The sequence below is a fragment of the Achromobacter dolens genome (genome assembly GCF_902859745.1).
In the GTDB taxonomy this organism is placed as follows: Bacteria; Pseudomonadota; Gammaproteobacteria; order Burkholderiales; family Burkholderiaceae_B; genus Achromobacter; species Achromobacter dolens.
Map to the genome: position 1 here is coordinate 135,781 of NZ_CADIJW010000003.1, position 23,772 is coordinate 159,552.

13 protein-coding genes are annotated in these 23,772 nt (G+C 67.4%); 8 read left to right on the forward strand and 5 right to left on the reverse strand.

Annotation, left to right across the window (positions count from 1 at the left end; translation table 11 throughout):
• Window positions 1-60 precede the first annotated feature (60 nt).
• Window positions 61-837: a ferredoxin--NADP reductase gene (locus tag HV783_RS04285; protein ID WP_026383518.1), complete on the forward strand. Its 777-nt coding sequence runs from the start codon at window positions 61-63 to the stop codon at window positions 835-837.
• A gap of 106 nt (window positions 838-943) precedes the next feature.
• Here HV783_RS04285 and HV783_RS04290 read toward each other — a convergent pair whose 3' ends face one another.
• Genes HV783_RS04290 through HV783_RS04300 form a run of 3 tightly spaced genes read right to left on the reverse strand, consistent with a single transcriptional unit; the run spans window position 944 to window position 3,714 of the window.
• A complete protein-coding gene (locus tag HV783_RS04290) occupies window positions 944-1,921 on the reverse strand; it encodes a Bug family tripartite tricarboxylate transporter substrate binding protein (RefSeq protein WP_064522970.1) in 978 nt (325 codons plus the stop codon).
• Window positions 1,922-1,975: 54 nt separating this feature from the next.
• Window positions 1,976-2,359 (reverse strand): AtuA-related protein, encoded by a 384-nt coding sequence (locus HV783_RS04295; protein ID WP_175188745.1) that lies wholly within the window; start codon window positions 2,357-2,359, stop codon window positions 1,976-1,978.
• Window positions 2,356-3,714, reverse strand: coding sequence for an acyclic terpene utilization AtuA family protein (locus tag HV783_RS04300; RefSeq protein WP_175188746.1), 1,359 nt, complete (start codon window positions 3,712-3,714; stop codon window positions 2,356-2,358). Before HV783_RS04300 ends, HV783_RS04295 begins: the two co-directional genes overlap by 4 nt.
• 91 nt (window positions 3,715-3,805) lie before the next feature.
• On the opposite strand from HV783_RS04300, the gene HV783_RS04305 reads away from it, so the two are divergent.
• Window positions 3,806-4,720: a LysR family transcriptional regulator gene (locus HV783_RS04305; protein WP_064522968.1), complete on the forward strand. Its 915-nt coding sequence runs from the start codon at window positions 3,806-3,808 to the stop codon at window positions 4,718-4,720.
• 37 nt (window positions 4,721-4,757) lie between these two features.
• On the opposite strand, the gene HV783_RS04310 is transcribed toward HV783_RS04305, so the two are convergent.
• Both HV783_RS04310 and HV783_RS04315 read right to left on the reverse strand, forming a co-directional pair.
• Complete coding sequence (locus tag HV783_RS04310) at window positions 4,758-5,984, reverse strand: hypothetical protein (RefSeq protein WP_175188747.1); 1,227 nt, start codon at window positions 5,982-5,984, stop codon at window positions 4,758-4,760.
• Between the two features lie 136 nt (window positions 5,985-6,120).
• Window positions 6,121-6,594 carry a YbjN domain-containing protein gene (locus HV783_RS04315; protein ID WP_175188748.1) on the reverse strand — a complete coding sequence of 158 codons (474 nt, stop codon included), beginning with the start codon at window positions 6,592-6,594 and terminating at the stop codon, window positions 6,121-6,123.
• A 184-nt stretch (window positions 6,595-6,778) separates the two neighbouring features.
• On the opposite strand from HV783_RS04315, the gene HV783_RS04320 reads away from it, so the two are divergent.
• The 6 genes from HV783_RS04320 (at window position 6,779) to HV783_RS04345 (ending at window position 23,741) form a co-directional block, all read left to right on the forward strand.
• Entirely contained in the window at window positions 6,779-7,165 is a 387-nt protein-coding gene (locus HV783_RS04320) for a Rid family detoxifying hydrolase (protein WP_054502616.1), read from the forward strand.
• A 40-nt stretch (window positions 7,166-7,205) separates the two neighbouring features.
• Entirely contained in the window at window positions 7,206-9,296 is a 2,091-nt protein-coding gene (gene recG, locus HV783_RS04325; protein WP_175188749.1) for an ATP-dependent DNA helicase RecG, read from the forward strand.
• 76 nt (window positions 9,297-9,372) lie between these two features.
• The gene (locus HV783_RS04330; protein ID WP_054502614.1) at window positions 9,373-10,323 is read left to right on the forward strand and encodes a LysR substrate-binding domain-containing protein; all 951 of its coding nucleotides are present in this window, start codon (window positions 9,373-9,375) and stop codon (window positions 10,321-10,323) included.
• Window positions 10,324-10,443: 120 nt separating this feature from the next.
• Complete coding sequence (locus HV783_RS04335; protein ID WP_006386428.1) at window positions 10,444-10,944, forward strand: Dps family protein; 501 nt, start codon at window positions 10,444-10,446, stop codon at window positions 10,942-10,944.
• A gap of 380 nt (window positions 10,945-11,324) precedes the next feature.
• Window positions 11,325-21,788: an autotransporter-associated beta strand repeat-containing protein gene (locus tag HV783_RS04340; protein WP_175188750.1), complete on the forward strand. Its 10,464-nt coding sequence runs from the start codon at window positions 11,325-11,327 to the stop codon at window positions 21,786-21,788.
• 675 nt (window positions 21,789-22,463) lie between these two features.
• The gene (locus HV783_RS04345) at window positions 22,464-23,741 is read left to right on the forward strand and encodes a nucleotide sugar dehydrogenase (protein WP_054502611.1); all 1,278 of its coding nucleotides are present in this window, start codon (window positions 22,464-22,466) and stop codon (window positions 23,739-23,741) included.
• Window positions 23,742-23,772: the final 31 nt, after the last annotated feature.

Consider the following 23,772-nt stretch of genomic DNA (forward strand, 5'->3'; position numbering starts at 1 on the left):
ACGAGCCGAGGCCGTCGCGGTTTCCCGTCGACCCCTGGTCCCGCCCTTACTAGATACGACATGGCTGCTTTCAATACCGAGCGCGTGCTGAGCGTGCACCACTGGAACGACACCCTGTTCTCCTTCACCACCACGCGTGACGCGGCCCTGCGGTTCCACAACGGCCACTTCGTCATGATCGGCCTGGAAGTCGAAGGCAAGCCGCTGCTGCGGGCGTACAGCATCGCCAGCGCCAATTACGAAGAGAACCTCGAATTCCTCAGCATCAAGGTGCAGAACGGTCCGCTGACCTCGCGCCTGCAGCACCTGAAGGAAGGCGACACCATCCTGGTCAGCCGCAAGCCGGTCGGCACGCTGGTGGTCGACGACCTCAAGCCGGGCAAGCACCTGTTCCTGTTCGGCACCGGCACCGGCCTGGCGCCTTTCATGAGCATCATCAAGGACCCCGACGTCTACGAGCGCTTCGACAAGGTCATCCTGGTGCATGGCGTGCGCTGGGTCAGCGAGCTGGCCTACGCCGACTTCATCGAGAACGAACTGCCCAACAACGAGTTCTTCGGCGACGTGGTGCGCGAAAAGCTGGTCTATTACCCCACCGTCACGCGCGAGCCGTTCCGCAACCAGGGCCGCATCACCGAGCTGATGGAAAGCGGCAAGCTGTGCGAAGACATCGGCATTCCCCAGATCAACCCCGAAACCGATCGCGCCATGATCTGCGGCAGCCCGCACATGCTGGCCGACATCAGCGCCATGCTGGACAAGCGTGGTTTCGTGGTGTCGCCGGGCGTGGGCCAGCCGGGCGACTACGTGGTCGAGCGCGCCTTCGTCGACAAATAAGTCGCGCTTCATCCGCTCCAGCAAAAAGCCCCGTCGCATCTGCGACGGGGCTTTTTGTTTCTGCGGGAAAGGCGCCAGCAGGGCGGCGCGCAGCCGCCCGGGACGGTCATTCCGGCTGGATGCCGGCCTTCTTGATGATGTCGCCCCACTTCTTCGACTCGGCCTGCTGGAACTGCGCCAGCTCGTCCGGCGTGGAGCTGGCCGGGTCGGTGCCTGTCTGGGCGTAGAACTGCTTGGCCGGCGCGCTCTGCGTGGCCTTGACCAGCAGTTCGTTCAGGCGCTTGACGACGTCGGGCGGGGTGCCGGCCGGCGCATAGGCCGCGAACCAGTAGCCCATCTCGTAGCCCGGCACGCCGGATTCGGCGATGGTGGGCACGTCCGGCGCCAGCGGCGAGCGTGCCTGGCCGGTCACGCCCAGGGCCCGCAGCTTGCCCGACTTGACCTGGGGCAGGCCGGTGGCGGTGTCGGTGATCATCATGTCGATCTGGCCGCCGAGCAGGTCGGTGACGGCCAGCGGGTTGCTCTTGTAGGGCACGTGCAGCAACTGCACCCCGGCCATCTGCTGCAGCAGTTCCCCGGCGATGCGGCTGCTGGAGCTGCCGCTGCCGAAGCTCAGCTTGCCGGGCGACTGGCGCGCCTGCGCCAGGAAGTCGCCGACCGACTTGGCGGTCGAATTGGGGTTGACCACCATGATCTGGCCGCCCTTGCCGAGCAGCGAGATCGGCGCGTAGTCCTTGACCGGCTGGTAGGTCAGCGTCTTGTACAGGTGTTCGTTGGCGGCGTGGGTGGTGTTGGTGGTGATGAGCACCGTGTAGCCGTCGGGCGCGGCGCGGGCGGCGGCGGCGGCGCCGATCATGGCGCTGGCGCCGGGCTTGTTCTCGATCACCACGGCCTGGCCGGTCTGTTCGGTGACGCCCTGGCCGATGGCGCGGCCGATCTGGTCGGTGGCGCTGCCGGCGGCGAACGGCACGATGAAGGTGATGGGCTTGGTCGGAAAGCCGTTGGCGGCGGCGCCCTGGGCCAGGGCGGTCAGCGGCATGGCGGCCAGCAGCAGGGCCAGCCGGCCCTTGAGGGTAAAGCGCATGATGTGTCTCCTGTCGTGTGTTGTGTGTGTTGTTGTCGTGGTGGTGCGGCGGGCTCAGGCGGGGGCGGGGCGGTCCTCCGGAATGTCGGGCAGGCGGGCGGCCAGCGTGGCGCTGACCGGCACCGTCATGTCCAGCAGGCGGAAAGACAGGCTCTTGCCGTGCGCGTCCAGGTTGAGCGCGTCGTTGACCCCGCCGTCCAGCACGCCTTCGAGCACGAAGTTCATGGCGTGCAGGGTCGGCAGCAGGTAGCGGGTGACGCGGGCCGGCTGGCGATAGGCGAACCAGGCGGCCACGCGCGCTTCGGTGATCTGCGCGGCCAGCACTTCATAGCATTCGGGGTCCCAGGCGATCAGGCTGAGGTTGGAGGTGTCGCCTTTGTCGCCGGAGCGGCTGTGCGCCAGGCGGTACAGGGGGACGGTCATCGACGGGGTGTTCATTGCGGGATCTCGTCCAGGAAGCGCCAGCCGCTGGGCACGGCATCGCGGGGGATGGTGCAGGACACCATGTTCAGGCGCGGGCGCAGCGCCGTGCGCACGCCGCCGCCGCCGGCCGGGCCGCAGGTGTAGAGCGCGGTGACTTCGCGCAGCACGCGTTCGGCGATGGCGCGATCGGTGTGCTCGCCGGCGATCCGCAGGCGCACATCGCGGGCATGTCCGGCCGCCTGGCCCTGCCGCAAGGCGCCGGCGTCGTTGTCCAGGATGCTGATGGCGCCGATGAGGTCGGCGCGCAGGCGCAGCGCCGAGCCGATGCGTTGGCGCACGATGTCGGCGGCGAGCCGGGCGCGCGCCTCGGCCTGCACGCCGGCGTAGGAAATCTCGGCCTCGGCCAGCCAGCCGCCGTGGTGGCAGACGTTGACCTTCAGTTCCGCGGGGCGCGCGTGGCCGGTGATGCCACGCACGGCGACGCGGTCGGGGCCCAGTTCCTCGACCCGCGCCTGGCTGAGGTCGGCGGTCACGTCGGGCGTCAGGTAGCGGGCCGGGTCGTGCACTTCGTACAGCAACTGTTCCTTGACCGTGCGGGCGTTCACCGCGCCGCCAGTGTCGGCGGCCTTGCCGATGACGAACTCGCCGTCGGCGTCGATCTCGGCGATGGGAAAGCCGGCGGCATGCACGTCTGGCACTTCCTTCAGGCCGGGCACGCAGAAATAGCCGCCGGTGACCTGCAGGCCGCATTCGAGCATGTGGCCGGCCATGGTGGCGCGGCCCAGGCGCGGCCAGTCTTGCGCGTCCCAGCCGAAATGGGCCAGCGCCGGGCCCAGCGTCAGCGACGGATCGGCGACGCGGCCGGCGACCACGATCTGCGCGCCGGCTGCCAGCGCCTGCGCGATCTCGCTGGCGCCCAGGTACGCGGTGGCGCTGACCACCTCGACCCCGTCGAGCGCCGCGCCCAGGCGTTGCCGCAGCAGGTCGCGCTGTGCCGGTGTGTCCAGCGCGTCGCCATGGATCACGGCGATGCGCGGCGCCGGCAGGCCCTGCCGCGCCGCCAGTTCGGCAATGCGGCGCGCCGCGCCCACCGGGTTGGCGGCGCCAAAGTTGCTGACGATGGCGATGCCGTGGCGCAGGCAGTCGGCCAGCACCGGCGCCACCAGTTCGTCCAGCAGCGGCTCGTAGCCGCGGCGCGGGTCGGCATTGCGCGCCAGTTGCGCCAGCGCCAGGGTGCGCTCGGCCAGCGTTTCGAAGATCAGCGTGCCGCCGCCCCGGGCAGCCAGCGTACGCACCACGGCGGCGGCGCCGTCGCTGCGATCGCCGGAGAAGCCGGAGGCGCAACCGATGAGCAGGGGAGAGGAAGGCATAAAAGTCGCGTGAGGGAAGCCGGAGCCCACTATAGGCAGCGTCCGATCATCCGTAAAATAGAAATATCGGATCAATTAATCCAAAAAAGCCATGAATCTATCCGCCCGGCAATTGCGCGCTTTCGTGGCCCTGGCCGAAGAAAGGCACTTCACCCGCGCCGCCCAGCGCTGCCATCTGACGCAGCCGGCCTTCAGCGCGTTGATCCGGCAACTGGAAGACAGCGCCGGCCTGCGGCTGTTCGACCGCAACACCCGCAATGTGGAGCTGACGGCCGAAGGGCGCGTGCTGGACGCGTCGGCGCGCCGCCTGCTGGCCGATATGGACCTGGTGATGGAAGACCTGCGCGATCACGCCGCCCGCCGTCGCGGCCGGGTGGCGCTGGCCGCGCTGCCGTCGCTGGCGGCGGGTTGGCTGCCGCCGCTGCTGGCGAGGTTCCGCGAGCAGCATCCGGGCATCGCGGTGGACCTGCGCGACGCCTTGCTCGACCCGTGCCTGGACATGGTGCGCGACGGCCAGGTGGACTTCGCGGTGGCTTCGCGACGCCCGGACATGAGCGACCTGGACAGCGAGTTCCTGCACGCCGATCGCTATTTCCTGGTGTGCCGCGCCGATCATCCGCTGGCTGCGCAGGCGCGGGTGCGCCTGCGCGACGTGGCGCGTTACGCGGTGATCCAGTTGGCGCGCAACAGCAGCGTGCGCAAGCATCTGGACGCGGCCTTCGGCGCCGACGCGCCGCCGCCGGTGTTCGAGGTCGAGCACCTGGCCACGGTCACCGGGCTGGTGCGCGCCGGCCTGGGCGTGGCGGTGGTGCCGGCGATGACGCTGTTCCACTTCGGCGGCACGGACCTGCGCATCGTGCCGCTGGCGGGCAAGGCGCTGCTGCGGCCGCTGTATCTGGTGTGGCGCCAGGGCCGCAGCCTGCCGCTGGCGGCGCAGGCGCTGTACGACCTGCTGTGGGCCAGCCGGGCGGAGATCGGCGGCCCGCCCCTGGCGGACCGCCGTTGACGCCGGGCGGGCAGGGCGCAGGACGGGGCGAGCGGCGCTAGGCCGTCAGCTTGCCGCGAGCCAGCGCCAGCAGTTCGTCGGGATGTTCGGCGATGCGCGTGCGGGCGGCGTCGGCGCGTTCGGTGCGGGTCTGGGTCTGGACGGCGGTTTCCAGCGTGCCTTCCTGGAAGGTGAAGTGACGGGCGATGTCGGCCAGCGCATTGGCATGGACCGCCATGTCCGCGTGGGCCGCCACGATCGGCACGCCATTGTGCTCGCCGATCTTGACCAGTACCTGCCCGACCGCCATGTGCTCGGCTTCCGCGCGCGCCAGGTCATTGGCGTCCGGACCATGCGGGTCGACGAAGGCGTTGTCGACGGAGACCAGGTACATGGCGGGGGACGCGGCGTCCAGCTTGGTGGTGACCGAGATGACGCCGGCATCGGTGACCGCTTCGCCCGCGTTCAGGCGCCTGAGCAACTCGGTGTTGTGGTCGTTGGTGGCCAGGGTGCGGGCATACACCTTGGGCTCGCCCGACGGCGTGGGGGGCGTCAGCACCCGCAGTTCCAGCCCGGCGATCAGTTTCTCGCGGGATATGTCGCGGGCATCGTGGGTGTCGCGCGGGGGGCGGGATTCTCCCGTCCTGAGCGGCGCGTCGCCGCGTAGCGCCTGGTTGAAATCGCGACCGTTGAACGGGGGCGGCACGTGGTTGTCGTCCACGCTGCCGCCATCGGTCTGCGCCTGCTGGTACATCCACATGGCCAGATCCGCCTCCGGCGGCATCTGGTCGGCCACGCTCTTGGGCACGCCGAGGCTGGTCGCGGTCTCGCTGGCGCGTTGCTGGTGGAAGCGGACCGCCGCCTGGGCATCGCCCTGGAAGGGTTGCGCCGAGGGGCGTTTGAAGCTGTGGTCGCCCAGATAGGCGTAGACCTCTTTGGCGCGCTCGGGGGCGACGGTCGGCAAGGGCGGCGAGGCCGTGCCGGTCTGCCCGAGCAGGGCCGAGACCGCGTTGACGAGGGCGTCGACCGCGATGCGCAGCAGGCCGGGGCCTTGCGAGGATGGCGTGGCGGGACTGGGCGGCGTGCGGTGGCCCTGGGTGCCGGCGGTCGAATGGCCGCGTGAACGCTGGATGCCGCCCGTGGTGGTGCCCGTGCCGCCAGTGCCACGAGTGCCACGGGTGCCCCCGGTGCCCCCGGTGCGTCCTGTACCCCCCGGCGGAATGGATGACGAGCTGTAGCGCCGCATCTGGATGTGGGTGCCCACCGGCCGGGAGCGGGTACTCAAGGTCTGGCGCCGCATGAACGACGAGACGATTCTCCTCTGGGTGCGGTTGGTGACCACACGTCTGGCGGAGTCCGCGATTTTGGGGGTTTGGCTGGTCAGGAGTCGGGAAATGCTTTGCATGGCGGATCTCCCGGGGTCAGGCGCGCAGGACGCCGGGCGCCTGGCCGAACGGCTCCGCGCTGGCGGCGGCGGGGGCCACGGGCAGGGCGTCGCGATAGGCATCGAGCGCCTTGCCCGCCAGCACGGCGAAATTGCCCAGGACGTTCTGGAAACTGGTTTCGTCCATGTCCGGCAGGTCCACAACCCAGCGGTACAGCACGACCTGTTCCTGCGGCTCCAGCGCGAAGGCGCCCGGCAGCAGATCCGGGTCGCAATTGAGTTGCAGGACGTTGCGCAGCAGGGTCGGGTGGACGTCGGCATCCAGGGCGTCGACCTGGACCGCCAGGATGAACACCTCGCTGTTCTCGGGCGGGTGGGCCAGGATGATGGCTTCCGGGAACGGGGATATGCTCATGACCGTGATGCCGGTCTGTTCGAATTCGTCCGAGTCTTGCGCGCCGGTGGCCTGGCGAATCCAATCCTTGAGGGTGACGCGATAGTCCTGGGCCATGATGTTTTCCTTGGGTGGGAATGCCGGTGGGCGATGCCGGGGCGGTCCGCATTGCGTTTTTCCGTCCCGAAGTGTGGGTAACATGGACGGTTCGGGGGTTCCCTGGCATAGAGCCTTTCGCAAAACCCTATTGCCGATTAAAATCCGATAGTTGTAGCTATCCGTCACCAGAAGGATTCCGCCCATGAGCAAGCAAATCATCCATACCGACGCCGCGCCCGCCGCCGTTGGCCCTTACTCGCAAGCGGTTGCCGTCACTGGCACCAAGACCGTCTACCTTTCGGGCCAGATCGGCCTCGAGCCCGGCACCGGCGACCTGGTCTCCGAGAATTTCGATGCGCAGGTGCGCCAGGCCTTCGCCAACATGACGGCCGTGGTCGAAGCGGCCGGCGGCACGCTGGACAATGTGGTCAAGCTGACGCTGTTCCTGACCGACCTGGGCAAGTTCACCGCCGCCAACGCCATCATGGCCGAACTCATTCCGCAGCCGTTCCCGGCCCGTTCGACGGTCGGCGTGGCCAGCCTGCCCAAGGGCGCGCAGTTCGAGGTCGAGGCCGTCCTGGTCCTGTAACGCCCGCCCACGCGCGTTTTCCCCCGGGGTTTCCTCCCATATGCCGGCCGCGGCAGTGGCTACCAAGCGATCCGGCGCCGATTCCAAAGGCGCCGGCAAAGCCATGACGGATACGGAGCGCAAGCTGCGTAACCTGGGTCTGGTGCTGCCCGAGGACTTCGTGCTGCACCTGCCGCTGCGCTACGAGGACGAAACCCGGGTCATCCCGATCAGCCAGTTGCGGCCGGGCTTCGCCGGCCAGGTCGAAGGCGAGATCACCAAATCCGAAGTGCTGTACCGGCCGCGGCGCCAACTGACCGCGACGCTGGCCGATGACAGCGGCGAATTGCAGTTGCGCTGGCTGAATTTCTACCCCAGCCAGCAGAAGCAGGTCACGGTCGGCAGGCGGCTGCGCGCGCGCGGCGAGGTCCGTGGCGGTCTGTTCGGGCGCGAGATGGTGCATCCGCGCCTGACCAACGCCAACGCGCCGCTGCCCACCGCGCTGACGCCCGTCTATCCCACCACCGAAGGCCTGCCACAGTTGACGCTGCGGCGCGCCATCGCGCAGGCGCTGGACCGCGCCGACCTGTCCGATACGCTGCCGCCGCAGGCGCTGGCGCGTTACGACCTGGCGCCGTTCGAGCCGGCGATCCGCGCGTTGCACACGCCGGCGCAGGGCGAGTCCGAGGCGGCCCTGCTGGAGCGCGTGCATCCCGCCTGGCGCCGCATCAAGTTCGATGAGTTGCTGGCCCAGCAGTTGTCGCTGGCCGCGGCGCGCGCCGCGCGGCGCGTCAAGGAAGCCGAGGCGCTGCCGGCGCGCGACGAGCCGGGCGGCCTGGTGGACCGGCTGTACCAGGCGCTTCCCTTCAAGCTGACCGGGGCGCAGCAGCGCGTGGTGGCCGAGATTTCGGCGGACCTGGCGCGGCCGTATCCGATGCATCGCCTGCTGCAGGGCGATGTCGGCAGCGGCAAGACCGTGGTCGCCGCGATCGCCGCGGCCCAGGCCATTGCCGGCGGCGCGCAGGTGGCGCTGATGGCGCCCACCGAAATCCTGGCCGAGCAGCATTTCCGCAAGCTGGTGTCGTGGCTGCAGCCGCTGGGCGTGAACGTTGCCTGGCTCAGCGGCAGCCTGACGGCCAAGGCGCGGCGCGAGGCCGCCGCCGCGGCGGCCGACGGCAGCGTGCAACTGGTGGTGGGCACCCAGGCCCTGATCCAGGAGCACGTCGAGTTCCACCGGCTGGGGCTGTCGATCGTCGACGAGCAGCACCGCTTCGGCGTCGGCCAGCGCCTGGCGCTGACGCGCAAGGGCGAGACGGTGCGCGGCCGCATCGTGCCGCACCAGCTCAACATGAGCGCCACGCCGATTCCTCGCACGCTGGCCATGACCTTCTTCGCCGACCTGGACGTGTCGGTGATCGATGAACTGCCGCCGGGCCGCACGCCGGTGCTGACCAAGCTGGTGTCGGACGCGCGCCGCGAGGAGGTCATCGCCCATATCGCCCAGGCCGCGCGCGGCGGCCGGCAGGCCTATTGGGTCTGTCCGCTGGTCGAGGAAAGCGAAGCCCTCGAGTTGCAGACCGCCGTCGACACCTACGAGGGCATGCGCGCCGACCTGCCGGACCTGCGCATTGGCCTGGTGCACGGCCGCCTGCCGCAGGCCGAGAAGGCCGCCGTGATGCAGGCCTTCCGCGAGGGCGAGATCGACCTGCTGGTGGCGACCACCGTGATCGAGGTCGGGGTGGACGTGCCCAATGCCTCGATGATGGTCATCGAACACGCCGAGCGTTTCGGGCTGGCGCAACTGCACCAACTGCGCGGCCGGGTGGGGCGCGGCACCGCCGAGTCCGTCTGCGTCCTGATCTACCAGACGCCGTTGTCGCAGGTGGCGCGCGAGCGCCTGCGCGCCATGTTCGAGACCTCGGATGGTTTCGAGATCGCGCGCCGCGACCTGGAACAACGCGGCCCCGGTGAATTCCTGGGCACGCGCCAGTCGGGCATGGCGCTGCTGCGCTTTGCCGACCTGGAAACCGACGCCGAGATCGCCGAGCAGGCGCGCGACGCCGCGGTCTGGCTGCGCGCCGAACATCCCGCCGCCGTCGAGGCGCACCTGGCCCGCTGGATGCGGGGCAGGGAAGACTTCCTGCGCACCTGACGGATGGGTTTGCGATGACCTTTTCATTTTCCAGCGCCGCCCATCGGGCCGGCGCCCAACCCCCGGGGCCTAGTCCATGACTCTGACCGAACTCAAATACATCGTGGCCGTGGCCCGTGAGCGCCATTTCGGCCGGGCGGCCGAGGCCTGTTTCGTCAGCCAGCCCACGCTGTCGGTGGCGATCCGCAAGCTCGAGGACGAGCTGGGCGTGACGCTGTTCGAGCGGGGCGGGGCCGAAGTGGGCGTGACGCCCATCGGCCAGCGCATCGTCGCCCAGGCCCAGAAGGTGCTGGAAGAGAGCGCCAGCATCAAGGAGATCGCGCGCCAGGGCCACGACCCGCTGGCCGGTCCGTTGCGGGTCGGCGTGATCCACACCATCGGCCCGTACCTGCTGCCGCGCCTGGTGCCAGTGCAGATCGGACGCACGCCGCAGATGCCGCTGCTGCTGCAGGAGAACTTCACCGTGCGCCTGGTGGAGCTGCTGCGCCAGGGCGAGATCGATTGCGCCATCATGGCGCTGCCGCTGCCCGAAGCGGGGCTGGTGATGCAGCCGCTGTACGACGAGCCGTTCGTGGTGGCGGTGCCGCAGGACCACGAGCTGGCGCAGCGCGAGTCGATCGACGCGCAGGACCTGAAGCAGCAGACCATGCTGCTGCTTGGCAGCGGCCACTGTTTCCGCGACCAGGTGCTGGAGGTGTGTCCGGAGCTGTCGCGCTTCTCGGCCGCCAGCGACGGCATCCAGCGCACCTTCGAGGGATCTTCGCTGGAGACCATCCGCCACATGGTCGCGGCCGGGATCGGCGTGACGGTGCTGCCGGTGACGGCTGTCCCGGAGCAGCCGCCGGCCAACAGTCTGCTGCGCTACCTGCCGTTCGAGGGCCACGTGCCCGAGCGTCGCGTGGTGCTGGCCTGGCGCCGCAGCTTCCCGCGGCTGGCGGCGATCGAGGCGCTGGCCCAGGCGGTGTACGAATGCGAACTGCCTGGCGTGCGGATGCTGTCGGACGAAGCCGCGGCCGTGCAGGACTGAAGAAAATACGAGCGCATTTGCGCTCGATCAAGCCGCATGGCGGCGGCCGGCGGCAGCGCCGGATTGTCGCAATCGCGGTGTTATCCTCGTTTTGTCTACCAACCCCACAGGGAGCTAGCAATGGCAAAGTCCTCCAAGAAGACCCCCAGCGTTCCGCGCATCAACATCGGCATTTCGGACAAGGACCGCGCCGCCGTCGCCGGCGAGCTGTCCAAGCTGCTGGCCGACTCGTACACCTTGTACCTGATGACGCACAACTTCCACTGGAACGTCACGGGGCCCATGTTCAACACCCTGCACCTGATGTTCATGACCCAGTACACCGAGTCGTGGAACGCGCTGGACAGCATCGCCGAACGCATCCGCGCCCTGGGCCACTACGCGCCGGGCACGTATCGCGAGTACGCCAAGCTGTCGTCCATCGCCGAGCCGGAATCCGTGCCCGAAGCGCTGGAAATGGTGCGCCTGCTGGTCAACGCCAATGAGTCCGTTGCCAAGACCGCCCGCGCCGCCTTCGAGAAGGCCGACGCCGCCAACGACCAGCCGACCGCCGACCTGCTGACCCAGCGCCTGGACGTGCACGAAAAGAACGCCTGGATGCTGCGCAGCCTGCTGCAGTAAGCATGGAGATGGCGCCCGCCGCGGGCGCCTGCGACACCCCAAGCCGGCGCCTCGTGGCGCCGGTTTTTTTTGCGTGCGGACAAGGCCGGGCCACGGGGCGGATGGCGCGCCGATTGATGGCTGCGGCCACGCAACGGCGCAATGTCCGCTTTGCGGCTGTCCCGCATTTTTGCGGGGGCGGCAGCGCGCTATACCGGATCGATGATATGTCGGGCTGGTCCGCCGACGTATAAGTGACTGCTGCCCGCCTCCGGTTTTCCTCCTGTTTGCCTACCTAGAATTTTCATCGCGTCTGCCCTCAGGCAATGCGCATGTTCGTTCATTTCCGGAGGAGGTGCGTCGAGCGTCGTCGATGACGCTCGACGCCTGTGTAGGCAACCATGACCATATCCCATTGGCCCGAGCCGTTCGCGACATGCGCGGCCTTGAAGAAAGATTCCGCCGGCGCGACGTCCGCGCCACGTGTTCCGTTTCGCCTGAACCGGACGACCGCGGCGCTCTGCGCCGGCCTGATGGTCTCTGGCTCCTTTTCCACCGCGATCGCCGCGACCGGCGTGCAAACCGTCAGCCTGCCCGCCCAGGCGGATCCGTATTCGCTGGAAGAGGTGGACGGGCTGGGCGCGACGGGCAGCTCCGCCTATGTGATCAGCAGCCCTGACGGGGCCGACGTCGAGGCGAACCGGGTGTCCGTCGATGGACGCACGGTGGTCACGGGGGGCAAGGGGAGCGGGGTGTATACGACAGGAGGCAGCGCGATTCGGGGGGCGGGGTTCAGCGTTTCCAATGCGGGCATTCTTCTGGGCGGCTCCGGCGGTGATAGTGCTCGGTCACAATGGAGCGTCACCGCCGCTGCCTCGGCGGGGAGCGCAATCAGTGGAAGCCGCCTGAACATCACGAACCGTCTGGTCATTCAGGGCGGTTCGGGCTCTTCAGGGATGGGGGACTATTACAACTGGGGGCACCCCTATTATTCCGCGGCTCCAGGCGGCTTGGGCGGGAATGGAATCCAGGGTGACGGCCTGCGGATCATCAACGCTGGCGGCGCCCAGATATTGGGCGGAGGTGGGGGCGCGGGCGGAAGTGCTCATATTCCTGCGTATGGCGTCGTTGGCGGGGATGGCGGCGCCGCTATCAGCGGCAGCAACCTCACCATAATCAATAGCGGAGATATCGAAAAGGGCGCGGGCGGGGCTGGCACGGGAATCGCTAAGTCAGGCCAGGACGGCGCCGCCATCTCCCTGACGGGGGGCGTGAATTCCCTCACGCTCGAAGCGGGCTCGAGCATCGACGGCAATATCGTGCTGTCGCATGACGACAAGACGCTGGGCGCGCCGCGCTTGTCGATCCTCAACCGCGGCGGCAGCTCGGCCCGGGTAAAGGGCGACGTCATCGTCGGCGCGGGCGCCGATGCCGGATTCGCCGGCAATCCGATGACAGTGGACGGCAGCGTCAGGTTGGGCGATGGCGCGATGTTGTCCATCACGTCGGCGAGCGCGCCGTCGGGTGAATCGCCGGCAAGCATGCAGGCCAGAACCGTCAGCATCGGTACGGATGTCGGCTTCAACCTGTCCGGGGTCGGGCAGGGCAGCGCGACGGATGCGTTGCTGTTCAGCGCGACGGGCGGAAAGATCGAAGGCGATTTCGCCCATGTCGCCATCGGCGGGAAAAAAGCGGCGCACGACGCCGCCGACCCGACCCAATGGATCTCGGACTATCTGACCCTGCGTACCCGCAAGTCCGACGACGGGGAGCACTTCCTGGGGAGCTGGCGGCTGGCCTGGTTCGACACGCCGCCCAAGGCGCATGGCACGTTCCTGATCGGTGACGACGAGGCGTTTACCGTGGGCGCGGCGCTGAGCAAGGTGGAGGCCACCGATGACTGGGACGGCAACAGCCTGACCAAGCAGGGGCCGGGCACGCTGATCCTGAGCGGCGACAACACCTACAGCGGCGATACCGTGGTGGAGGCGGGCACGCTGCGCGTGGGCAACAACGGCGCGACGGGCGCCGTGGCGGGAAACATCGTCAATCAGGGCGAGCTGGTCTTTGACCGTAGCGACGCGGCGACCTACGCGGGCGTGATTTCGGGCGCGGGCGCGGTGACGCAGGCCGGCACCGGCGCCCTGACATTGAGCAACCAGAACACCTACACCGGCGCCACCGCCATCACCGCCGGCACGCTCTACACCGCGGTGGCGGACGCCATGGCCTACAGCACGGCGCTGTCTGTGTGGGCGGACGCGGAGTGGAACCTGGACGGTCATTCGCAGACGCTCGCCGCCGGCGCGACGCTCACGAATCGCGGCGTCATCCAGACGGGGGGCGCCGACCTGCGCGGCAGCGACCTGACCCTCACCAACACCAATCGCGGCAGCATCGATGCGGGCGATGGCGCGCTGGTCCTGACTGGCGGCGCCAATACCCTGACGCTCGAACGCGGGGCCAGGATGGCCGGCGGCGTGAAACTGTCCGCGGGCGCGGATGCGGATCATCTCACTGCCTTGCGCATTGTCAGCAATGTCGATTCCCTGGTGAGCGGCACGTTGACGGCGGCCGCGCATACCCGCCTTACCCTGGCCGGCAAGGGATTGACGTTCAGCGGCGACGCCGCGCTGGGGGCAGGCGCCTTGGCCTTCGAGCCGGGCAGCAGCCTGAGCGCGCGCGCGGTTTCGTTCGATGAGGGCGCCACGGTATCCGCCGGCCTGACGGGGTGGGATCAGCACGCGGTGAGGCTGATCACCACCACCGGTGGCATTACGGGGGCATGGCGCGCCGGCGAGGTGCTGGTGGACGGCTCGGCCGCTCCGGAGTACGGCTACCTCAACACCGACGGGCGCAACATGCAGTACTCCTTGCGCTGGGACGGGTTGGATGCGGCGGCCAGCGGCACGTTCCACGTGGCCGATGGCAAGACCTTCGAGGTGACGGGCGCGCTCTCGAACAACACGGCGCAGGTCAATCCCGACTGGGATGGCCGGCGCCTGACCAAGGCCGGCGGCGGCACCTTGGTTCTCAGCGCCGACAATCTTTACGACGCGGGCACGCGCGTCCTGGAAGGCACGTTGCAGTTGGGCAAGGGCGGCGCCACCGGCAGCGTGCAGGGGGACATCGTCAACGAGGGCTTGCTGGTGTTCGACCATGGCGCCGAGGCGGCCGCGTACGCCGGGCAGATTTCGGGCTCGGGTTCGGTGGCCAAGAACGGCGCCGGCACGATGACGCTGACCGGCGACCACCTTTACACCGGGCGCACCACCATCAATGCCGGCACGCTGCGGATTGGCGATGGCGGCGCCACCGGCTCCCTGCAAGCCAATGTCGCCAACAATGCCGCGCTCGTCTTCAACCGCGGCGACAGCCTGACCTATGGCGGCAGGCTGTCCGGCACGGGCAGCCTGACGCAGGCCGGCGCCGGGACGCTGATCCTGACCGGCACCAATATCTATTCCGGCGATACCCGCGTCGATGCCGGCACCCTGCAATTCGGGGCGCCCGGCGCCGACACGTCCCTCAATGTGTTGAGCGGCGGGCTCACGGTCGCGCCGGGCGCGACATTGGCCAGGGACCCGTCGGCGACGCTACGGGTCGGCGGCAACGTGATGATCGGGGCGGGCTCGACGCTGCTGCTGCGCGACACGATGCAAACAACCTCGTCTTCGCCGGGGCTGACGATGGGCACGCTGAACATCGGCGCCGACGCCACCCTGCATCTGCCCAACTTCGTCGACAGGCCTGCCGCCGACGTCGAATTGTTCCGCTCGGCTGGCGGCATCGGGGGCGACTTTGCCCATGTTGTGTTGGGCGAGGCGTACGTGCCCGAGGTGGACTATCGCAAGCTGACCGTCAGGAAATCGGGCGGCAGCTTCCTGGCCGGGTACGGCTTGAGCTGGTATGCGCACCCCTCCATGTCGCATGGCACCTTCACGGTCGATACCGACGACACGGTCAGTGAGGCGCTCAAGGATGTGGCGGCCAGTACCGATCCGGACAAGCGCTGGAACGGCGCCAGCCTGACCAAGCAGGGGCTCGGGACGCTGACCCTGACTGGCGAGAACAGCTACCGGGGCGGCACCGTGGTGCGCGCGGGCACGCTGCGCATCGGCGACGGCGGCACGGCGGGCGTCGTCACGGGAAACATGTCCATCGAGGATGGCGCCGCGCTGGTCTTCGATCATAGCGATGATGTCGCGGTTTTCATGGGCACCATCGCAGGGGCGGGCACGATCACCAAGAAAGGGACCAATACCTTGTCGCTCTGGGCCGATGGCCGGAGCTATGCCGGCGTCACCACGATCGAGGGCGGTACGCTGAAGGTTGGCTCTTCCGGATATGGAGGATACACGCTGGCGATGCTGGCCGGGGACATCATCGACCACGGCACACTGGAATTCCGCGCCGTCAGTGGTCAGTACAACGACGTGATTTCCGGATCCGGCGGCGTCAAGGTGACGAGTAGCGATGTGACGTTTGTCGGCGAAAATTCCTACAGCGGTCTTACTACCCTCGACAACGGAAGGCTCTATATCGGCAACCGTGGCACGACCGGTTCCCTGGCTGGAGACATCCACATTCAATCCGGCTCGGTGGGCTTTCAGCGTTCCGATGCGGTGGAATACGGTGGGGTGATTTCCGGGGCAGGGAGTGTTGCACAGGGCAATCTCTACGGCGGGGGCGGCGGTACGCTGACGCTGACCGGTGAGAACAGCTATACCGGCGGCACGTCGATCTACGGTGGCACGCTACGCATCGGCAAGGGCGGCACCGCGGGCTCGGTGGTGGGAAACATTTCCAACAGCGGCGCGCTGGTTTTCGACCGCAGCGACGATGTGCAATACACGGGCGTGGTTTCAGGTGGCGGCAGCGTCACCCAGGACGGCGGCGGCCGCCTGTTGCTGACGGCGGCGAACACCTATACCGGAGACACCTTCATCAACGCCGGCGTGCTGCAGTTGGGCGATGGCGGCGCGGGCGGTTCGGTTGCGGGCAATATCGTCAACAACGCCACGCTGATCTTTGACCGCGGCAATGCGGTCACGTACGCGGGCAGGATTTCCGGCAATGGCGCGCTCATCAAGCAGGGCGCCAACACCCTGACGCTGGGCGCAAGCAATACCTATGGCGGCTCGACCGCCATCAATGCCGGCACCTTGAAATTCGCCGGTGGCGCAATCGCCGCCAACACGCTGGGTGGCCGGGTGGCCGTGGCTGACGGCGCCAGTCTCGCGATCCAGGTGCCGGCCAGCGTGCGTGTTTCGGACCAGGTGGCCTTGCGGCAAGGGTCCACGCTGGCCCTGCAGGATGCCATGAAGGGCATCGCGTCCGGCCCCGGCCTGGCGGCCAGCAAGGTGTCGATCGGCGACGATGTCACCTTGGCGCTGTCCGGCATCGCCCACAAGATCCAGCGCGACGTGCTGTTGTTCAGCGCCGACGAGGCCATCGAGGGAGAGTTCTCGCGTGTCGCCACGGACGGATTCGAAAGGCCGGTCGATTACCTGACGCTGACCACCCGCAAATCCGACGACGGCAAGCAGTACCTGGCGGACTATGACCTGACCTGGCTGCTTGGCAATGGCCAGGCGGACGGCCTGTTCACCATCGCCACCGGACTTGCGCAGACCATTGAAGACGCGCTCACGAACGCCGACGCCAATACCGCCACGGGTTGGGACGGCAGCAGCCTGACCAAGCAGGGAGGGGGGACGCTGGTCCTGACCGGCGACAACACCTACACCGGCGCCACCACGATCGCGGCCGGGACGCTGGCGCTGGGCGCTGGCGGGGCCACGGGCTCGGTGACCGGCGATGTCGTCAACCAGGGCGCGCTGGTCTTCAATCGCGGCGATGCCGTGACCTATTCGGGCGAGATTTCAGGCGCTGGAACGGTCACCAAGAAAGGCACCAACACCCTGACCTTGACCGGTGATAACACCTACACCGGCCGCACCACCATCGAAGCCGGCTCGTTGCGGGTGGGCGACGGCGGCGCGAGCGGCGCCCTGGCGGGCGACATCGCCTTCCAGAATCCCTCAGGCTCGCTGGTGTTCGACCGCAGCGATGCCTCGCGGTATGGGGGCGTCGTCTCCGGCGCTGTCGGCGTCGCAAAGAACGGCGCCGGCACGCTCGTCCTGTCGGGAGACAATACCTATACCGGCGGCACCGTCATCAACGCGGGCGCGCTGCAGCTTGGCGACGGCGGCGTCGGCGGTTCGGTGCGCGGAAACATCGTCAACAATGGCGCGCTGGTGTTCGACCACGGCAGCGAAGCGCTAAACACGGGCGATATTTCGGGCACGGGCACGGTGATCCAGACCGGCGCCGGCGTGCAGGTGCTTGGTGGCGGCAATAGCTACAGTGGCGATACGGCGATCCGGGCTGGCACTTTGCGGTTCGGCAATGGCACGGCGGCCGTCAGTACGCTCGCCGGCGGGATCGATGTGGCCGATGGCGCCACGTTGTCGGTGCACGCGCCCGCGACCGTCGCCTTGTCCGGCGCCGTGGTTCTCGAAAATGGGGCGACGCTGTCCATGTTGGACCCGCTGAAAAGCGGCGCGCCGTTCGGCAATCTGACGGCCTCCAAGGTGCGTATCGGCGATAACGTCTCGCTCGATCTGTCCGGCTTCGTGCACAAGCCCAACCAGACCAAGGTACTGTTCAGCGCGGCGGATGGCATCGAAGGCGACTTTGCACGCGTCAGGTCGGACGGATTCCAGAAGAAGGTCGACTATCTGACGGTGGTCACCCGAAAATCCGAGGACCAAAAAAGCTACCTGGCCAGTTACGGCCTGAGCTGGCTGGCCGACAACGGGCTGGAGCATGGCACCTTCACGCTGGCCGCCGGCGAGCAGGATACCGTGGACGTGTCGTTGATGGATGTGAAACCGTCCGCGCATTGGGACGGCGCCAGCCTGACCAAACAAGGGGCCGGCATGCTGACGCTGACCGGCGATCACATCTACAGCGGCGACACCACGATCGCCGCCGGCACGCTGGCGTTGGGCGCGGGCGGCAACACCGGCTCGATCACAGGCGATATCGCCAACCGGGGCACGTTGGTTTTCAATCGTGCCAACGCGGCAACCTACGCGGGTGTGATCTCGGGCGCGGGGGTTGTCACGAAGAAGGGGCCCAATGTCCTGACGCTGGCGGGCGATAACACCTACACCGGACTGACCACCGTGGAAGGCGGCACGCTGCGCATCGGTGATGGCGGTACAAGCGGCTCCCTGGCCAGCGATGTCACTTTCACGGGCCTGGGCAGCATGGTGTTTGACCGCAGCGATGCGTCGCAGTACGCGGGCGTGATCAAGGGGGGCGGCGTGGGGGTTCAAAAGAATGGCGCCGGCACCCTGATCCTGTCCGGCGATAACACGTATACCGGTAACACCGTCATCAATGCAGGCGTTCTGCAGCTTGGCGACGGAAGGGTGAGCGGGTCGGTGGGAGGCGCCATCGTGAACAACGCCGTCCTGGCCTTTGATCGCAGCGATGCGGTGACCTTCTCGAATGCGATCTCAGGCACGGGTGACGTGATCAAGCGCGGCAACAACACCCTCACTTTGCGCTACGGCTCGACCCATAAGGGCGAGACCCGTATCGAGGCGGGCACGCTCAAGATCGGCGTGGCGAACGCATTCGCGCAGTCCTCCGGTCTGACCGTGGCGCCTGGCGCCACCCTCAACCTGGGGGGACCCGGCTACCAGGCGATTCGCCAGTTGGACAACCGCGGCATCATCCTGTTCAACGACCAGGGCGCGCCCGCGGCCAGGAGCGGCATCCAGGTGGTCGGAAACATGCGCCACGGCGGCATGCTGATGCTGAACACTTGCGCCGACTGCGCCGGCCAGGTCTACGTACAGGACGGAGACTGGGTCGGAGACGGTGGCACCGTGTCTTTCGGCACGGTGCTCGGCGGCGACGCCAGCAAGACGGACCAACTGCGGATCAGTGGCGCTGCGAGCGGCACGACTTATGTCGTGGTGACCAACGAGGGAGGGGCCGGCGCGCAGACGATCGAGGGGATCGAACTTATTCGGACCGGGACTTCCACGGCGGACGCCTTCGTACAAAGAGGCCGCATCGCCGCCGGCGCCTATGACTACCATCTGCAAAAGGGGTCGGCTTCGGGGAAGAACGAGAACAACTGGTATCTGACGAGTTTCATCGCGCCGCCGGAAAAACCAAGCGAGCCGCCTGCCGACGAGCCTGAGGCGCCGCCCGTCGACGAGCCGGCAGTCCCGCCTGTCGATGCGCCAGTGGTGCCGCCTGCGGAGAAGCCGTCGGTTCCGCCTGTTGACAAACCGGAGGTCCCGCCTGTTGATGGGCCGGTGGTGCCGCCGACTGACAAGCCGGAGGCTCCGCCCGTTGAGACGCCGTCGGTGCCGCCCGCTGACAAGCCGGAGGTTCCGCCCGTTGATGCGCCGCCGGTGCCGCCTGCTGACAAGCCGGAGGTCCCGTCCGTTGATGCGCCAGTGGTGCCGCCGACTGACAAACCGGAGGCTCCGCCCGCTGAGACGCCGTCGGTGCTGCCCACTGACAAGCCGGAGGTCCCGTCCGTTGATGCGCCGCCGGTGCCGCCGACTGACAAGCCGGAGGCTCCGCCCGCTGAGACGCCGTCGGTGCCGCCCGCTGACAAGCCGGAGGTCCCGTCCGTTGATGCGCCAGTGGTACCGCCGACTGACAAGCCGGAGGCTCCGCCCGTTGAGACGCCGCCGGTGCCGCCTACCGACAAGCCGGAGGTTCCGCCCGTTGATGCGCCCGTGGTACCGCCGACTGACCAGCCGGAGGCTCCGCCCGTTGAGACGCCGTCGGTGCCGCCTGCCGACAAGCCGGAGGTTCCGCCCGTTGATGCGCCAGAGGTACCGCCGACTGACAAGCCGGAGGTTCCGCCCGTTGAGGCGCCGTCGGTGCCGCCTGCCGACAAGCCGGAGGTTCCGCCCGTTGATGCGCCAGTGGTACCGCCCACTGACAAGCCGGAGGCTCCGCCTGCTGAGACGCCGTCGGTGCCGCCCGCTGACAAGCCGGAGGTCCCGTCCGTTGACGCGCCCGTGGTGCCGCCTGCTGATAAACCGGAGGTTCCGCCCGTTGAGACGCCGTCGGTGCCGCCCACTGACAAGCCGGAGGTTCCGTCCGTTGACGCGCCCGTGGTGCCGCCTGCTGATAAACCGGAGGTTCCGCCCGTTGAGACGCCGCCGGTGCCGCCTGCTGACAAGCCGGAGGTTCCGCCCGTTGATGCGCCGCCGGTGCCGCCTGCTGACAAGCCGGAGGCTCCGCCCGCTGAGGCGCCGTCGTTGCCGCCCGCTGACAAGCCGGAGGTTCCGTCCGTTGATGCGCCCGTGGTGCTGCCTGCTGACAAGCCGGAGGTTCCGCCCGTTGATGCGCCGGAGGTACCGCCAACTGACAAGCCGGAGGCTCCGTCCGTTGACGCGCCCGTGGTGCCGCCCACTGACAAGCCGGAGGTTCCGTCCGTTGATGCGCCCGTGGTGCCGCCTGCTGATAAACCGGAGGTTCCGCCCGTCGATGCGCCCGGGGTGCCGCCTGCTGACAAGCCGGAGGTTCCGCCCGTTGATGCCCCGCCGGTGCCGCCTGCTGACAAGCCGGAGGCTCCGCCCGTTGAGGCGCCGTCGGTGCCGCCTGCCGACAAGCCGGAGGTTCCGTCCGTTGACGCGCCCGTGGTGCCGCCTGCTGATAAACCGGAGGTTCCGCCCGTTGATGCGCCGTCGGTGCCGCCTGCTGACAAGCCGGAAGTCCCGCCCGTTGAGGCGCCTGGGGCGCCGCCTGCCGATATGCCCGCGATACCGCCGGCGGACAAGCCCGTCATTGAGCCGGGCGACGATCACGCGAGCGGGGGAGTCGGCGTTGGAAGGGTTCGTGTCCACCGCCCGGAAATGGGCAGCTACGCCGCCAATATGGCCGCGGCGGGTACGCTGTTCGATATGAGCCTGAGCGACCGCCAGAGCGCGGAATCCGTCGATCCCGTTACGGGCGCCCACGGCCACGGCTGGGCCAGAATGGCCTCCGGACGCAGCCGCGGCAGTCTGTCGGACGGGCAGAATCGGTACTCGGCGGACCGGAGCATGCTCCAACTGGGAGGATCGTTCGCGGGGGGCGCTTTCGGCGGCCGAGACGCTTGGCAGTTGGGCGTCATGGCTGGCTACGGCAGTCACCGCAGCAAGACTCGCAACCGCCTGTCAGGGTACCAATCCCGCGGTGATGTGGTGGGCTATGGCTTGGGCCTGTATGGGACCTGGTATCAGGACGCGTCGGCCCGCAGCGGCCTGTATGTGGACAGTTGGGCGCTCTACAACCGATTCGACAATACGGTCAAGGGCGAGGGTCTGGCCGCGGAGAAATACAAGAGCCAAGGCATCACCGGGTCCGTGGAAGTGGGCTATGTGCTGGAGACGGGCGCCTATGCGACCCGAGGCGGTAGGGAGAACCGATATGCAGTCCGGCCGCAGGCGCAAGTCATCTGGTCGGGGGTGAAAGCCGGCGAGCACACGGAACGTACCGGGACGACGGTGAAGGGCGTGGGGGGCGACAAACTGCAGACCCGTCTGGGCGCGCGATTCTCCATGACCAGCCGGCAGGCGTCGCCGGACCCGGCAAAAGCGGGCGGGTTCGAGACCTTCCTGGAGGTTAACTGGGTGCACACGCCCAGGCCCTACGGCGTCAGCGTGGACGACACCCGGGTCTTGATCCAGGGGAGCAAGCACGTGGTCGAGATGTCTGCGGGCGTGCAGGGCGAGCTGAACGAGCGGGTGAGCATCTCGGCGAACCTGATGCAGCGCCATGGTAGCCAGGGCTATCGCGACACGCAGGGCGGGGTGAGCCTGAAGCTCCGCTTCTAATCCCGGCCTCTCGGGGCGCGCCAGGCGCGCCCCGAGAGGGGGCGCACTTGTTGAAATGTGTAATCCACCGGCCTGTCATGGGTGGAAGTCATTTCAATATCAGGACAGATTTGCGCGGCCAGGGTGCGACGGCATTTTGGCGCCGCGCGCGTATGCCATGACACGGGGTGCGCGGTCAATGGCGAATAGGGGGTGCCGATTTACCCCTAGCACGATATCCCCGGCTATTTCGGACGCGATCAGTGACCTGAAGTTGCAATAACGATATTTTCCCTGGGGGCGTCCAAAGATACCCACGGAGAATACTCATTGCTTGCAGTTTGATTAAACCAAGATAAGAAAACGACTTTAAATATATTCTTACAAGACAAAAGGTCTCATTTATTTCCATATGTATGGAAAAAGAGATTATTTCAGGGATTTCCCCACGTTTATTACGACCGCGGCGACTTATTTCCATAGCATCGAAAACTTTTAGAAAAAAATTTGCTGCCGCCGCAGCCTACGATTCGTTGGCTCGCTGCCCACCGGTATGCCCGGGTATCGAGTTGTAATCAAATTTGAATGTGACGTCCACCCAGCCGCCAATATGCGATTCGATTTCGCATGGGTTATTTGGTTCCTGGGTGTCGATTTTTTGATGTATTCGACACGACGAAAACAGTGAGGTCCCCCGTGGTAAAGAGAATCGCAGTATGCGGCCTTGGATATGTCGGCCTGCCCGTGGCCGTGGCATTTTCCAGGCGCTTTGATGTCGTCGGCTTTGATGTGGACAAGCGGCGGATCACGAGCCTGAAACAGGGAGAGGACTGGACCGGCGAGATCGAGCGTGAGGCATTGCTGGCGTCCCCCATGCAGTTCACCGACCAGGTGAGCGAACTGGAAGGCTGCGATTTCTTCGTTGTCGCCGTGCCGACGCCGGTCGATGAAAAGAATAATCCCGATTTTTCGCTGCTGGTGCGGGCCTGCCGCTCGATCGGCCCCGTGCTGCGGCCCGGATGCATCGTGGTTTTCGAATCCACGGTGCACCCCGGGGCGACCGAGGAAATCTGCGGACCGGAGCTGGAAAAGGCCTCGGGCCTGCGCTGCGGCGTCGATTTCAAGCTCGGCTACAGCCCCGAGCGGATCAATCCGGGCGACCGCGAGCACCCGTTGGAGAAGATCGTCAAGATCGTGTCCGGCCAGGACGAGGAATCGCTGGAGATCATCGCCGGCGTCTACGAACAGATTATCGATGCGGGCGTGCACCGCGCTTCCTCGATCAAGGTGGCGGAAGCCGCCAAGGTGCTGGAAAACACGCAGCGCGACATCAACATCGCCCTGATGAACGAGATGTCCAAGATCTGCGATCTGGTCGGCATCCGCACCGCCGAAGTGCTGGCGGCCGCCGGCACCAAGTGGAATTTCCTCAAGTTCACGCCCGGGCTGGTCGGCGGCCACTGCATCGGCGTCGACCCCTACTACCTGACGTCCAAGGCGCAGGAACTGGGCTACCACCCCGAAGTCATCCTGTCGGGCCGTCGTATCAACGACGGCATGGCCAGCCACGTGGCCTCGCGAGTGGTGCAGACCCTGGCCCGCAATGGCCGCCTGAATGCCGCGACCCGGGTCGGCATCCTGGGCATGACGTTCAAGGAAAACGTGCCCGACATCCGCAATTCGAAGGTGGTCGACCTGTACCGCGCGCTCGGCGAGTACGGCATCACGCCGGTGGCCTGCGACCCGATGGTCGACGTCGAGCAGATGCGGCATGAGTACGGCATCAGCCTGGTCAATCGAGAGGAGTTCCGCGACATGGATGTGCTGATCCTGGCGGTGCCGCACCGCGAAACCATGGACACCCTCTGGGAAGACCTGCCGCAACTGGTCAAGGCCGACGGCATGGTCTGCGACCTGAAGTCCGTGCTGGACAGCCGCCGGCTGCCGTCCGGCCTCTTGTACTGGACGCTCTGAGTCCAGGCCCCCAACCCATCAAACACAGGAG